At 65.6% G+C, this 13,748-nt stretch carries 13 protein-coding genes; all 13 read left to right on the top strand.

The window, feature by feature from the left end; all coding sequences use genetic code 11:
* Positions 1–29 precede the first annotated feature (29 nt).
* The 13 genes from nuoF (at position 30) to AABA48_RS14550 (ending at position 13,746) form a co-directional block, all read left to right on the top strand.
* Entirely contained in the window at positions 30–1,301 is a 1,272-nt protein-coding gene (gene nuoF, locus AABA48_RS14610) for an NADH-quinone oxidoreductase subunit NuoF (RefSeq protein WP_338270693.1), read from the top strand.
* Positions 1,298–1,870 carry a zinc ribbon domain-containing protein gene (locus AABA48_RS14605; RefSeq protein ID WP_338270692.1) on the top strand — a complete coding sequence of 191 codons (573 nt, stop codon included), beginning with the start codon at positions 1,298–1,300 and terminating at the stop codon, positions 1,868–1,870. The genes nuoF and AABA48_RS14605 overlap by 4 nt, the downstream gene beginning before the upstream one ends.
* Positions 1,871–1,879: 9 nt before the next feature.
* Positions 1,880–3,805, top strand: a complete 1,926-nt coding sequence (gene nuoG / locus AABA48_RS14600) for an NADH-quinone oxidoreductase subunit NuoG (RefSeq protein ID WP_338270691.1) — start codon at positions 1,880–1,882, stop codon at positions 3,803–3,805.
* 134 nt (positions 3,806–3,939) lie between these two features.
* Complete coding sequence (locus AABA48_RS14595) at positions 3,940–4,281, top strand: zinc ribbon domain-containing protein YjdM (protein ID WP_010944048.1); 342 nt, start codon at positions 3,940–3,942, stop codon at positions 4,279–4,281.
* A gap of 164 nt (positions 4,282–4,445) precedes the next feature.
* Positions 4,446–6,047, top strand: a complete 1,602-nt coding sequence (locus AABA48_RS14590) for an ATP-binding protein (protein ID WP_010944047.1) — start codon at positions 4,446–4,448, stop codon at positions 6,045–6,047.
* Entirely contained in the window at positions 6,044–7,033 is a 990-nt protein-coding gene (gene nuoH / locus AABA48_RS14585; RefSeq protein ID WP_010944046.1) for an NADH-quinone oxidoreductase subunit NuoH, read from the top strand. The genes AABA48_RS14590 and nuoH overlap by 4 nt, the downstream gene beginning before the upstream one ends.
* A 141-nt stretch (positions 7,034–7,174) precedes the next feature.
* Positions 7,175–7,600: an ankyrin repeat domain-containing protein gene (locus AABA48_RS14580; protein WP_010944045.1), complete on the top strand. Its 426-nt coding sequence runs from the start codon at positions 7,175–7,177 to the stop codon at positions 7,598–7,600.
* Between the two features lie 56 nt (positions 7,601–7,656).
* A complete protein-coding gene (gene nuoI / locus AABA48_RS14575; protein ID WP_338270690.1) occupies positions 7,657–8,187 on the top strand; it encodes an NADH-quinone oxidoreductase subunit NuoI in 531 nt (176 codons plus the stop codon).
* Between the two features lie 4 nt (positions 8,188–8,191).
* A complete protein-coding gene (locus tag AABA48_RS14570; RefSeq protein WP_010944043.1) occupies positions 8,192–8,683 on the top strand; it encodes an NADH-quinone oxidoreductase subunit J family protein in 492 nt (163 codons plus the stop codon).
* Positions 8,680–8,988, top strand: coding sequence for an NADH-quinone oxidoreductase subunit NuoK (gene nuoK, locus AABA48_RS14565; protein ID WP_010944042.1), 309 nt, complete (start codon positions 8,680–8,682; stop codon positions 8,986–8,988). Before AABA48_RS14570 ends, nuoK begins: the two co-directional genes overlap by 4 nt.
* Positions 8,985–10,859 (top strand): NADH-quinone oxidoreductase subunit L, encoded by a 1,875-nt coding sequence (gene nuoL / locus AABA48_RS14560; RefSeq protein WP_014552191.1) that lies wholly within the window; start codon positions 8,985–8,987, stop codon positions 10,857–10,859. The genes nuoK and nuoL overlap by 4 nt, the downstream gene beginning before the upstream one ends.
* A complete protein-coding gene (locus AABA48_RS14555; RefSeq protein ID WP_010944040.1) occupies positions 10,859–12,349 on the top strand; it encodes a complex I subunit 4 family protein in 1,491 nt (496 codons plus the stop codon). Before nuoL ends, AABA48_RS14555 begins: the two co-directional genes overlap by 1 nt.
* Positions 12,346–13,746: an NADH-quinone oxidoreductase subunit N gene (locus AABA48_RS14550; RefSeq protein ID WP_338270689.1), complete on the top strand. Its 1,401-nt coding sequence runs from the start codon at positions 12,346–12,348 to the stop codon at positions 13,744–13,746. Before AABA48_RS14555 ends, AABA48_RS14550 begins: the two co-directional genes overlap by 4 nt.
* Positions 13,747–13,748 lie beyond the last annotated feature (2 nt).

Genomic DNA, 13,748 nt, shown 5'->3' with positions numbered 1-13,748 from the left:
GCGAAGCAGGGGGGTGAACAAAGGGGTAAATGGAACAGGTTCTCTTCCGACATAACCGTCCCGGCCGGTGCGTTACCTTTGCCGAGTACCGGGCCGAGGGGGGCTTCGCGGCCCTGGAAAAGGCCCTTTCCGGCATGTCGCCCAACGATGTCCAGCAGGTGGTGATCGACGCCAACCTGCGGGGCCGGGGCGGGGCCGGGTTCCCCACCGGGAAGAAGTGGTCCTTCGTGCCGCGGGACATCCCCGGCCCCCGCTATCTCATCTGCAACTGCGACGAGATGGAGCCGGGCACCTACAAGGACCGGATACTCCTGGAGGCGAACCCCTATTCCCTGGTGGAGGGGATGACCCTGGCCGCTTATGCCATCGGCGTGGCCCACGCCTTCATCTTCATCCGCCGGGGCTACGAAGAGGCGGCGGAGAATTGCCGGCGCGCCATTGCCGAGGCAAAGGAAGCGGGCCTGCTGGGGAATAACATCCTCGGCTCCGGTTTCTCCCTGGAACTGGACGTACACCAGTCCGCCGGCCGCTACATCTGCGGCGAAGAGACCGCCCTTATGAACGCGCTGGAGGGGAGGCGGGCCAACCCGCGGAGCAAACCCCCCTTCCCGGCGGTGAAAGGGCTCTGGGGGCGCCCCACGGTGGTGAACAACGTGGAGACCCTGGCCAACATCCCGGCCATCGTGGCCAACGGCGCCGCCTGGTTCAAGGGGCTGGCGAGAATCTCCGAAGCGGCCGGCACCAAGCTCTTCTGCGTGAGCGGACATGTGAACAACGCCGCCTGCTTCGAGCTCCCCCTGGGGATGAGCCTGGGCGAGATCATCGATGGCCCCTGCGGCGGCATGCTGCCGGGGCGGGAGTTCAAGGCGTGCATCCCCGGCGGGGCGTCCACGCCGTTCTTTACCCGGGAGCACTGGAACGTTCCCATGGACTTCGACGCAGTGGCAAGGGCCGGCTCCCGGCTCGGCACCGGCGGCATCGTGGTCTTCGACCGGAACACCTGCATGGTGGCGGCAACCTTGAACCTGGTGTCCTTCTATGCCCGGGAGTCGTGCGGCTGGTGTACCCCCTGCCGGGAAGGGCTCCCCTTTGTGAAGGACGTCCTGGCCCGGATCGAGGCGGGCGCCGGGCGGGAGGAGCACATCGCCATCCTGCGGGAGCATGTCCAGTACCTGAACTACGCCTTCTGTCCCCTGGCCCCCGGTGCCATGGGGCCGGTGGAGGGGCTCCTGCGGCTCTTCGAGGACGAGATCCGGGAGCACATCGTGCTGGGGCGCTGCCCCTTCGGAGGAAAGGGATGACGGCACCATCTGACGATTTCGGCGGCCTCGTGACCCGGGCCACAAGGCTCTGGACGGGCAATTTCGGCAATCTCCTCGTCCTCTCCCTGGTTTTCGCCCTGGTGGCGTGGATTCCCGTGGCCAACATCGGCTTCCTGGCCGGCTACACCCGGGCGGTACTCAAGGTGGCCCGCGGGGGAAAGGCGGAGCCGGGGGACATCTTCCGGGCCTGGGACTGCTTCGGCGACCTCTTCGTCTACCTCCTGCTCGTGGTCGTGGCCATGTTCGCCCTGAACCACGTGCCGGTCATCGGCCAGGTGGCGGGGTTCGTCCTGTCGGTGGTGGTCGCGCCCGGCATGTACGGCATTATTGACCGGCGGATGAAGTTAATGGACGCCTTCCGGTGGAGCCTCGAAACCATCAGGGGGGACCTGGCCGGCTGGATTCTGGCGGTACTCGTGGGGAGCATCTTTACAGCCGTGGGGGCGCTCCTGCTCGGCATCGGCATCATCATCACCCTTGGCTGGGGAAGTCTCGTGATGGCGCTCCAGTACGACAAGGGGGAACAACCACGGGTGATTATCTTGTAACCTGAAACCATGCCCAAACTGACCATCGATCACATACCGGTCGAAGTCCCTCCCGGCACCAGCGTGCTGGAGGCGGCCAAGACCGCGGGAATCTGGATTCCGCACTTCTGCTACCACCCGGCCCTCGGCAGCGTGGGGGCCTGCCGGCTCTGCGCCGTGAAGCTGCTGGACGGGCCGGTGAAGGGGGTCCAGATGTCGTGCATGCTCCCGGCTCAGGACGGCATGGTGGTCTCCACCACCGACCCCGAGGCCCTGAAGATGCGGAGTCTCGTCATCGAGTGGCTCATGACCAACCACCCCCACGACTGCCCGGTCTGCGACGAGGGGGGCGAGTGCCTTCTCCAGGACTACACCGTGGCCGGCGGCCACGGCATTCGCCGCTTCGAGGGAAAAAAACGGACCCACGTGAACCAGGATCTGGGGCCGCACATCCAGCACGAGATGAACCGCTGCATCCAGTGCTACCGGTGCGTCCGCTTTTACCAGGAATATGCCGGCGGCAGCGACTTCGGGGTCATGGGGAGCGCCCGGCGGGTCTACTACGGCCGGTTCCAGGAAGGGACACTCGAATCCCCCTTCTCGGGAAATCTCGTCGACATCTGCCCCACCGGGGTCTTCACCGACAAGACCGCCCGGTTCCGGGCCCGTTACTGGGACTACGAGATGGCCCCTTCGGTCTGCCCCTGGTGTTCCCTCGGCTGCAACACCGTGCCGGCGGCCCGCTACCGGGAACTCCTCAAGACCATGGCCCGGGAGAACCCCGTCGTGAACGGCCACTTCATCTGCGACCGGGGGCGGTTCTCCAATGCCGCCGTGAACGATCCGGCGCGGCCGAGGGTGCCGCTGGTTGACGGAGAAGAGGTTTCATGGGCCGCGGCCATCGACGCCACCATGCTCCGGATCGAAGAGTTTATGGAACTCTACGGCCCCGGCCGCCTGGCCCTGGTTGGCTCGCCCCGCCTCCCGCTGGAGGGGAGTGTCCTTCTGGCACGGCTGGCCGGGCTCATCGGAACGGAGTACCTTTGTTACTTTGCCGAGCGGGACAGAGGGGAGCGGGTAGCCGCCGCCGTTTCCCTCCTTGCCGACGGCAGGGCGGCCTCCATGGCGGACGTACGGAAGGCCGACTGCGTTGTCATCCTCGAGTCGGACCTCCGGGACGAAGGGCCGATGATGCTTCTGGCGGTCCGGCAGGCATGGCGCAGCGGCGCACCGGTCTTCCTGGTGGGGAAACATGCGCCCCTTGAGCAGGCCCGAGCCGTTTCCATCGAGGCCATCGAGCTCAGCATCATTGAAGAGGTGCCTCTGGCGATATTCGAGAGGGCCGTGGTCATCTGCGGCACCAGGGACAATCCTCCCGCAGCCACTGAGTTACTTGCCCATACTGATGCCAAAATCGCGTACCTCTTTCCCGGTCCCAACGCCTTTGGGGCGGGTCTTCTGGCGAAGGAGCACGGAGCGGTTACCCTGGCCGAGGCCGTTGCCTCGGGGAGAGTGAAGGGGATCATCGCCGTGGAGGCCGACATCCCCGAGGCGCTCCTGGCCGGCGTGCCGTTCGTGGTGGCCGCTGACTGGCTTCCGACGGAAACGGTCAGGCGTGCCCAGATCGTCATCCCCACCGCCGCCTGGGTGGAGACGGACGGCACCTATGTCAACTTTGAAGGGCGCGCCCAGCGGTTCCGGAAGGTCATGGCGCCCGGACTTCCGATTCGGGGGCTCCCGGCCCGCTACCACGCCTCCCCCGACAAGCCGGCGCCGTTCCATCCGCCGCGGGTGCACCGCAGCGCCCCCCCCGGCGGGGAACTCCGCCCCGCTTGGCGGTTCGTGGCCGAGCTGGTGGAGCGGTTCGGGGGCGAAGCGGTGACGGGGGGGGGTGCCGGACGGTGGGAGCTGCTGCGGGACCTCGACCCGGAAGGGAGAGGGGAAACGGTGCTGTAGTGAAAAATGTTGCGCGAAACTGAACCACATCTCGATAACTGGCAAGAGTGGTTTACTCAACAGGTACTTCCAGAGGACCGTGCACTACGCGGCGGCTCCTGGAGTCTGACTTACCAAACAGAAAAAGGAGCACCATGAGCAGTTTACCCGCATGCCCACAATGCAGTTCGGAATACACCTATGAAGACGGGACCATGTACGTCTGCCCGGAATGCGCCCATGAGTGGCCGACGGCTGCGCCGGGAGAGAGCCCGGAAGAGCAGCGCGTTGTGCGCGATGCCTTCGGCAACGTGCTCAGTGATGGCGACTCCGTCACGGTGATCAAGGATCTGAAGATCAAAGGCTCGTCCTCGGTTGTCAAGGTCGGAACCAAGGTGCGGAACATCCGGCTCGTGGAGGGGGACCATGACATCGACTGCAAGATCGACGGCGTCGGTGCCATGCAGTTGAAGTCGGAATTTGTGAAAAAGGCATAGTTGAGGCGAAACGGGCATGCAAAGCGAACAGGCGCCCGGGAATACCAGTTCACTGTAAATGGCATGTTCCGCCGTCATAACCGCGTGGAAGAAACAGCCCGGCGCGGCGGTGCATACATTCGGGGGCCATCTCCCGGCATTGCGTCACACCATTGAGGAAGCCGATGGAGAGCGAACACATCTGCAAATTGCTGCTCGATTTCGCAGCTGACTGGGAGTTCTGGCTCGACCCCGAGGGGGCCTGTCGCTATGTCTCCCCGGCCTGCGAGCGGATTACCGGGTACCGTCCCGACGAGTTCATGGGTGAAGCGGGCCTGCTGCGGCGGATTGTCCATCCTGAGGACCGGGAGGCCGTGGAGAGCCATCTGACGGATGCTCTGGCCAATCGAGAGGGGGTCTGCCCCATTGACTTCCGCATCATCACGCGCACCGGTGAGGTGCGTTGGATCAGTCATCACTGTCAGCCGGTGCACGACGGCGCCGGAACGTTTCTCGGCCGGCGGGGGAGCAATCGGGACATTACCGACCGCATGGCGGCCCAGGAGGAGAACCGGCGGCTCGGCGGGCTCATGGAGCGGCTTGTCCGCGTAGTGCAGGAGCTTTCCCGGGCCCGCAGCCTCGACGAGATTACGGCGGTGGTCCGGACTGCCGCCCGGGAGTTGGTGAGCGCCGACGGGGCCACGTTTGTCCTGCGGGAAAACGGTAACTGCTTCTATGCGGACGAAGATGCCATCGCCCCGCTCTGGAAGGGGCTCCGGTTCCCCCTTGAGCGCTGCATCAGCGGGTGGGTCATGCTCAACCGGCAGGCGGCGGTCATCGAGGATATCTACCAGGATCAGCGGATACCCGTGGAGGCCTATCGCCCTACGTTCGTGCAGAGCCTTGCCATGGTCCCCATCCGGGGGGAAGACCCCATCGGCGCCATCGGCACCTACTGGGCCAGGCGCCATCGCCCCTCCGAGCAGGAGATCAGCGTCATTCAGGCCCTTGCCGACACGACGTCGGTGGCCATGGAAAATGTGCGGGTCTACGCGGATTTGGAGCAGCGCGTGCGGGAGCGCACCGAGGCCCTGGAAACCGCCAACCGCGAACTTGAGGCGTTCGGTTTTTCAGTTTCTCACGACCTGCGCGGCCCGCTCCGGAGGCTGGACGGGTACAGCCGCATGCTCTATGAGGACTACGCCGACCGCCTGGAGGGGGAGGGGCGGGACATCCTCATCCGCATGATCCGGCTGGCAACGCGGATGGAACAGCTGATAGACGATCTTCTCAGGTTTTCCCGGAGCGTGAAGGGTGAGGTCGTCCACGAGGCGGTGAACCTGAGCCGCCTGGCGCGGAGCATTGCCCGTGAGCTGAGTGACGGGGAGCCCGGTCGGGCAGTGGATTTCATCATAGCCGACGGCCTGACGGTCGAGGGGGATCCGGGGTTGCTGCGGGCTGCCATGGAGAATATCCTTAGGAACGCCTGGAAATATACGGCCCCAAAGGAGAACGCAGTCATCGAGTTCGGCCGTTGCGAGGGCGAGGGAGAGCGGCTCTACTTTATCCGCGACAACGGCGTCGGCTTTGACATGGCCCACAAGGACAAGCTTTTTCAGCCCTTCGAGCGCCTCCACGACGCGCGCGCGTTCGAGGGGACCGGCATCGGCCTTGCCACGGTCAAGCGGATCATCGACCGCCATGGAGGGCGCATCTGGGCGGAGGGAACGCCCGGCGCCGGCGCCACGTTTTACTTCACGTTGCCGGAACCCGGCGGGGAGTCATGAACGGAGTTGCTCTCGACATAGCCATCCACGGGGCCAAGATCGCCCTGATCTTCTTCGTGGTGCTCACCCTGGCGGCCTACCTGGTCTTCGCCGAGCGGCGGCTCCTGGCCTGGATCCAGGACCGCAAGGGGCCGAACCGGGTGGGCCCCTTCGGCCTGCTGCAGCCCCTGGCGGATCTCATCAAACTCCTGACCAAGGAGGATTTCCGCCCCGCCGGCGCCGACAAGTGGCTCTTCTATCTGGCCCCGGCCATGGCTGCCGTCCCGGCGATCCTCACCTTTGCGGTGATCCCCTTCGGGGCGCCGGTCACGATTCTCGGCCGTGAGATCCCGCTTCAGGTGGCGGATCTGAACGTGGGGCTCCTCTTCTTCTTGGCACTCTCCTCCATTGCGGTGTATGGTGTGGCCCTGGGGGGATGGGCGTCCAACTCCAAGTACGCGCTCCTGGGCTCCATCCGGGGGCTGGCCCAGCTCATCTCCTACGAGCTCTCCATGGGGCTGTCCCTGGTGCCCACGGTGATGCTGGCCGGGTCGCTCCGGCTGTCGGACATCGTGGCGGCCCAGGAGGGGGTCTGGTTCATCGCCTACCAGCCCGTGGCCTTTCTGATCTTTCTCATCAGCATCGCGGCCGAATGCAAGCGGATACCCTTTGACATCCCCGAGGCGGAGGGAGAGCTGGTGGCGGGGTTCCACACCGAGTACTCGGGGATGCGTTTCGGCCTCTTTTTCGTGGGCGAGTACATCAACATCATCGTCCTCGGCGGTTTGGCAACCACCTTCTTTCTGGGCGGCTGGCAGGGGCCGCTGCTGCCTCCCTTCGTCTGGTTTTCGGTGAAGACTCTCGCCTTCGCCTTCTTCTTCATCTGGATGCGGGGAACCCTGCCGCGGTTGCGCTACGATCAGCTCATGCACCTGGGATGGAAGGTGCTGACGCCGCTGGCACTGCTCAACATCCTGATCACCGGATGGGTACTGATGTTCGTGTAACGGAGAGACAAACACCATCGAGAGAAAGGGGGGAGAGAACGTTCGCACCACGCACAACCGCATCACGGTCTGACACACGCACACTGGTCATCGTTCCGCAGAAGAGAATCCAACACGCAACGAAGCAAAGGAGGACGTGTCATGGTTGAGAACGTGAATACCAAGGACAAGCACGGGCATACGCCGCTCATCGACGCGGCGAAGGCAGGGGATGTGGATGCGATCAGGGATCTCATCGGCCGTGGCGCCGACCTGGAGGCCAAAAGCGAGAAGGGCAAGACCGCCCTCCACTACGCGGCGGCCAACGGTCAGGCTGCAGCCATCCGGGCGCTGCTTGAGGCGGGCGCGCAGGTGGACCCGCGGGATCTCGAATGGCACACCCCCCTCATGCTGGCTGCGAATTACGGATGCAACGAATGCGTGGAAGACCTGCTGACGGCCGGCGCCGACCCCCTGGCCAAGATGAAGCTGGGCAATACGGCCCTGACCTATGCGGAAGCGAACGGACACCCTGACACTCTGGACCTGATCAAAAAGGCGCAACGGGCCAAGTCGGGCACCGCCTGACCGCCGCGTGAACCGGTGGAGGGGCTCTGGCCGGAGCCCCTCCACTCCCGTGAACCATGCCGATACTGACCGATTTCAAAGCCATCGCCACCGGGCTTTTCGTGACCTGGAAGCATATCTTCCGCAGGCCGGTGACCGTGGAGTACCCGGAGGTGAAGCGGACGCCGGCGCCCCGCTACCGGGCGCGGATCGTTCTCACCCGCGACCCGGACGGCGGAGAGCGCTGCGTGGCCTGCTACCTCTGCTCCGCGGCCTGTCCCGTTGACTGCATCTCCATGGAAGCGGCCGAAGGGGAGGAGGGCCGCCGCTACGCCCGGTGGTTCCGGATCAACTTCTCCCGCTGCATCTTCTGCGGCCTCTGCGCCGAGGCCTGTCCGACCCTGGCCATCCAGATGACCCCCCACTACGAGATCTGCGAACGGGACATCATGGAACTGGTCTACGAGAAGGAGGACCTCCTCATCGATGGCTGCGGCAAGGATGCCGGGTACAACTTCTACCGTCACGCCGGCATCGGCGTCGCCCAGCCCCGCGGGGCTGGCGAATGCGAGGAAGAGCCGGTGGACGTGCGGGGGCTGATGCCCTAACGGTATGGAACAGGCCCTTTTCTACATCCTTGCCGCCGTGACCGTCATTGCCACGGTCCTTGCCATCACCGAGAAGCACGCGGTGCACGCCATCGTCTACCTCGTGACCTCCTTTTTCGCCCTGGCGGTCATCTTCTTCACGCTCGGCGCGCCGGTAGTGGCGGTGTTCGAGGTGATCATCTATGCCGGCGCTATCATGGTCCTCTTCCTGTTCGTGATCATGATGTTGGACCTGGGGCACCCGGAGCGGGCCAGGCGTCCCGGCATCCGCGACTGGTGGCCCGCCCTGGCCCTCGGCGCCGTAACCCTGGCGTCGGCCCTGACGCTTCTGATCTCTCGCGCCCAGGCGGCATCGGCGGCGGGCCGGGCCATCGGCGTGAAGGAATTCGCCCTGACGCTCTTCGGGAAATACGGGGTAGCAGTTGAGGTGATCTCCATGCAGCTTCTCTTTGCACTGGTGGGGGCGCTCTACCTGGCCAAAAGGAGGGAGCGGTGATCGTCCCCTTCGAGCACGTTCTGATCCTTGCCGGCCTTCTCTTCGCCCTGGGGCTTGTTTGCGTCCTGGTCTGGCGGATGAACCTGATCATGCTCCTCATCGGTATCGAAGTGATGCTCAACGCCGCCATGCTCGCCTTCGTGGGGGGCGCGGCCCGCTGGGGAATGGCGGACGGACAGGTCTTCTCCCTCATCATCATGGCCCTCACCTCGGCCGAGGTGTCCCTGGCCCTGGCCATGGTGGTCTACCTCCACCGGCGGAAGAAGACGGTTGATGCGGATGAGTTCAGGGAGCTGCAGGGATGAAGCTCTATCTCGCCTTCATACTCCTGCTGCCGCTGCTGGGCGGCACCCTCAACGCGCTGGTGGGGCGGAAGCTCCCGCGCCGCCTGTGCGAGGCGCTGGCCTGTGCCGCGGTCTGGGGGGCCTTCGTCTGCGCGGCCCTGGCCTTCGCGGCCTATGAAGCGCCGGAGACCGTGCTGCTGGCCACTTGGCTGGCGGACTTCGACTTCACCGCCCCCATCGCCCTCTACCTGGATCCCCTCTCCCTAGTGATGACGGTGATGATCACCTTCGTCTGCGGCCTGATCCACCTCTACGCCGTGGGATATATGGCGGGGGAGGGGAGCCCGGCCCGGTTCTTCGCGCTACTGAATCTCTTCGTCTTTGCCATGCTGGTCCTGATCCTGGCGGAGAACCTGCCGCTTCTCTACCTGGGGTGGGAAGGGGTCGGCTTCTGCTCCTACGCCCTCATCGGTTTCTGGTATTCCGACCCGAAAAACGCCACTGCCGGCCGCAAGGCCTTCATCACCACCCGAATCGGCGATACGGCCTTCGGCATCGGCATTGTCTGGTGCTTCCAGCTTTTCCAGACCGAATCCATCAGCCAGATCAACCAGATGGGATTTCTGATGCCCGTGGGGGTCGTCACGGCGCTGGGGCTTTTGTTTCTGGCCGGGGCCATGGGGAAGTCGGCCCAGGTACCCCTCATGGTCTGGCTCCCCGACGCCATGGCCGGCCCAACGCCGGTCTCGGCACTGATCCACGCCGCCACTATGGTCACCGCCGGGGTCTACCTCATGGCCCGGATGTCGCCCCTCTTCAGCGCGGCCCCCGTGGTCATGGCCGCCGTGGCCATAACCGGTGCCGTCACCGCCTTCTACGGCGCCACCTGCGCCTTGGTCCAGCGGGACTTCAAGCGGGTGCTGGCCTACTCCACCATCAGCCAGATCGGCTACATGATGCTCGGCGTCGGGGCCGGCGCCGTCACTGCCGCCACCTTCCACCTGCTGGTGCATGCCTTCTTCAAGGCGCTTCTGTTCCTCGGGGCCGGCTGCGTCATCGCGGCCCTCCATCACGAGCAGGACCTCTTCAGGATGGGGGGCCTGCGCCGGAAGATGCCGGTCACCTTCTGGGCCTTCATGGCCGGTGCCGCCTGCCTGGCGGGACTTCCCCCCACCGGCGGCTTCTTCAGCAAGGACGCAATCCTGGCCGCGGTCTGGGCCAAGGGGGGCGCGCTCTACGGCGGGCTCTTCGGTTTGGGGCTCATGGCGGCGCTCCTCACCTCCTTCTACACCTTCCGAATGGTCTACCTCGTCTTCGGCGGCGAGGGGGCAACGGAGGTTCACCGTAATCCGCGGATCATGGACCTGATGCTCCTTCCCCTGGCGATCCTGGGGCTCATCGGTGGGTTTATCCACCTCCCCGCGTTCCTGGCCGACGGCTGGCTCGGCCGCTTCCTGGCCACGACCCTCACCGAAGGGGCTGCCCATCTTTCCCACGGGGAAGAGATGGCCGTGGAGGCAATCGCCGCCCTCGTGGCCCTGACCGGACTTGCAATCGCCCACTACCGCTACGGCGGCATCCGCCGCGCGGCCCGGATCGAAGCAGCCGCAGCCGAGCCCAGGGGGATCACCGCTTTCCTCCTGAACGGCTGGTACGCGGACCATCTCTACCGCGCCCTCTTCATCCGCCCCTACGAGGCCATCGCCTCCTTCCTCTGGCGCCGGGTGGACGAAGGGGTGATCGACGACTCTCTCGACCGCCTGGCCGACGGCATCGGTACGGCCGGACAAGGGCTGGGCCGCTGGAGTTGCGGACGGGTGTCGGTTTATCTCCTCAGCTTCGCGGCGGGGCTGGCGCTGGTTCTGGGGTGGCTCGCATGGGGGAGGATCTGATGACTTCCTACTCCATCCTCACCATCTTGATCCTCCTCCCCCTGGCGGGGTGCTTCTGCCTGGCGCCGGTCTGGAACCGTCCGGAGTGGGCCCGCCCCCTCGCCCTGGGGATTGCCGTGGCGGAACTGGCCCTGGCCGGCTGGGTCCTCGTCGCCGCGCCGGGAATGCCGCCGGCGCCGGGTGCCGCAGCAGGGTATTTTCTCTGGGAAGATGCCGCCTGGATCGAGCGGTTCGGCATCCGGTACCTGCTGGGGATGGACGGGATCAGCCTCCTCATGGTGGCCCTCACCGCCTTCACCACGGTGGTGGCGATGCTCGTTTCGTGGCGCGGCATCACCGAGCGGGCCACGCTCCACTACTTCCTGATCCTTCTCATGGAGAGCGGGATCATGGGAGTGTTCCTTTCCCTTGACCTGGTCCTCTTCTACCTCTTCTGGGAAGTGATGCTGATCCCCATGTTCTTCTTGATCGGCATCTGGGGCCACGGCCGACGCATCTACTCGGCAGTTAAGTTCTTCCTCTATACCCTGGTGGGCTCGCTCCTGATGCTGCTGGCCATCATCGGGGTCTACCTCATTCATGGCGATGCCACCGGCACCTTCACCTTTGCCCTGCCGCTCCTGGCCAAGTCACCCATTGCCCATGCCGCGGCTCCGTGGCTTTTCGGGGCGTTTCTGCTGGCCTTCGCCATCAAGTTTCCGCTGTTTCCGGTCCACACCTGGCTCCCGGACGCCCACACCGACGCCCCCACGGCCGGCAGCGTGATCCTGGCGGCGCTGCTCCTGAAGACCGGGGCCTACGGTCTGGTCCGCTTCGGCTACCCGCTCTTTCCCGAGGCGGCCAAAGGATTCACGCCGCTCCTCTACGTGCTGGCAATCATCGGCATCCTCTATGCCTCGTGGATCGCCTACGCCCAGGAGGACATGAAACGGATGGTGGCCTACTCCAGCGTTGGGCACATGGGGTTCGTCGCCCTCGGGATCGCCTCCTGGGGGCCGGTGGCCCTGTCGGGCTCCATTCTCCAGATGGTGAACCACGGCTTCACCACCGCCGCTCTCTTCGCCCTGGTGGGGATGCTGGACGAGCGCGCCCACACCCGGGAGGTGTCGGCGTTCGGCGGACTCTGGGGAACCATGCCGGCCTTCTCCTTTTTCTTTCTCTTCTTCGCCATGGCTTCGGCGGGGCTGCCGGGGCTCAACAACTTCGTGGGAGAGTTCCTGATCCTGGTGGGGGTCTTCCGGATCACGCCAGCAGCCGGGGCAATCGCCTTCCTCGGTATCGTGCTGCCGCTTATCTACACCGTGCGACTCGTGCAGGAGGTTCTCTTCCAGACGGAACGGCGGCCACTGCGCCTGCCCGACCTGACCCTGCGTGAGGGGGCGGTGCTGGCCGTACTGGCCGTGATCGATCTCTACATCGGGGTCCATCCGAAACCGCTCCTGGATATCCTCAAGGTGCCGGTGGCGCTGCTGACGGGGGTGGCACCGTGACCATCGCCGATCTCTGGACCATCATGCCGCTTCTGCTCCTCGCCTGCGGGAGCGTCCTCGTGCTTATCCTGGGTGCGATCGTGCCTGGCCGGTACGGGACTGCCATCGGAGTGGCGGTCTGCGCCGGTGCGGCCCTCTGGGCTCTGCAGACCCCCCCCCGGCCCCTGGCGCCGACCCTGGGGGTGGCGTTCACGCCGTTCGCCCGGTCGTTTTTGGTGCTTTTCGCGGTGACCGCGCTCCTGTCCCTGCTCCTTGCCCATGACCACGCCGACCGGCAGGGATTGGAGGGAGAGGAGTATCCGGCCACGATCCTGTTCGGCGCATTCGGCATGGGGGTGGTGGCGAGCGCGGCCAACTTCCTGACCCTCTTTCTGGGGCTGGAGGCCCTGACCTTCGCATTCTACATCCTGGTGGCCTATGATCGCAACCGGCCGGCATCGGGGGAAGCGGGACTCAAGTATCTCCTCATGGGTGCCGTGTCCGCGGCATTCGTGGCCTTCGGCATCGCGCTCCTCTATGGTGCCACCGGCTCCCTGGAGATCGGGCGGGCCGTTGCCGCCTCGGCAGCGGGCGGCGGGATCGCCCTGGCGGGATGGGGGCTCCTCCTGGCAGGGCTCGCCTTCAAGGTGTCGCTGGCCCCGGCCCACCTCTGGACCCCGGATGTCTACCAGGGGGGGCCGACGCCGGTGACCGCCTTCCTGGCCGCCGGTTCCAAGGGAGCGGCCATCGCCCTGTTCCTGCTGATCCTGCCCCCCCTGGGGGGAATCGGTCCCCTGCGGGCGCCCCTCTGGGGGCTGGCGCTCCTCTCCATGGCCGTGGGGAACCTGGCGGCGCTGCTCCAGCCCAATGTGAAGCGGATGCTCGCCTACTCCTCCGTGGCCCAGATGGGGTACGTGGCCCTGGCGCTCCTCTCTGGTGGACGGGGCTACGAGGCCGCAGCCTTCTATGCCGTTGCCTATGGGGTCATGAGCCTGGCGGCCTTCGGCGCCCTTGCCTCCCTGGAACAGGAAAGACCGCTGGAGCAGGTGGATGAGCTCCGGGGGATCGGCTACCGACGGCCGTTCCAGGGGGTGGTACTGGCGGTGGCCATGTTTGCCCTGGCGGGAATTCCCCCCACCGTGGGCTTTGCCGGCAAGTTCGCCATCTTTTTCGCGGCCCTCAGGGCAGGGGAGACGCCCCTGGCGATCATCGGCATCCTCACGGCAGCGGCGTCGGCCTACTACTACCTGCGGGTGGTGGTGAACCTCTACATGAAACCGGCTGAGGAGGCTGCCCCGGGTCCGCTCCCCACCCCGGCGGAGGCGGTCTGCCTCGGCGCCGTGACCGTCGCCATTCTGGCTCTCGGTGTCTGGCCCGGTCCCTTGTTCGACTTGGTTGAGGCGATCCTCAAGGCCTGAGC

It is taken from the genome of Geobacter sp. 60473 (genome assembly GCF_036323535.1).
Taxonomy (GTDB): Bacteria; Desulfobacterota; Desulfuromonadia; order Geobacterales; family Geobacteraceae; genus Geobacter; species Geobacter sulfurreducens.
Note: the sequence above shows the minus strand (reverse complement) of the source record. Positions and strands in the feature narration are given on the sequence as shown.

Coding starts and splice junctions, on each gene's coding strand:
- nuoF (WP_338270693.1), top strand. CDS start 30: ATGGAACAGGTTCTCTTCCGACATAACCGTCCCGGCCGGTGCGTTACC.
- AABA48_RS14605 (WP_338270692.1), top strand. CDS start 1,298: ATGACGGCACCATCTGACGATTTCGGCGGCCTCGTGACCCGGGCCACA.
- nuoG (WP_338270691.1), top strand. CDS start 1,880: ATGCCCAAACTGACCATCGATCACATACCGGTCGAAGTCCCTCCCGGC.
- AABA48_RS14595 (WP_010944048.1), top strand. CDS start 3,940: ATGAGCAGTTTACCCGCATGCCCACAATGCAGTTCGGAATACACCTAT.
- AABA48_RS14590 (WP_010944047.1), top strand. CDS start 4,446: ATGGAGAGCGAACACATCTGCAAATTGCTGCTCGATTTCGCAGCTGAC.
- nuoH (WP_010944046.1), top strand. CDS start 6,044: ATGAACGGAGTTGCTCTCGACATAGCCATCCACGGGGCCAAGATCGCC.
- AABA48_RS14580 (WP_010944045.1), top strand. CDS start 7,175: ATGGTTGAGAACGTGAATACCAAGGACAAGCACGGGCATACGCCGCTC.
- nuoI (WP_338270690.1), top strand. CDS start 7,657: ATGCCGATACTGACCGATTTCAAAGCCATCGCCACCGGGCTTTTCGTG.
- AABA48_RS14570 (WP_010944043.1), top strand. CDS start 8,192: ATGGAACAGGCCCTTTTCTACATCCTTGCCGCCGTGACCGTCATTGCC.
- nuoL (WP_014552191.1), top strand. CDS start 8,985: ATGAAGCTCTATCTCGCCTTCATACTCCTGCTGCCGCTGCTGGGCGGC.
- AABA48_RS14555 (WP_010944040.1), top strand. CDS start 10,859: ATGACTTCCTACTCCATCCTCACCATCTTGATCCTCCTCCCCCTGGCG.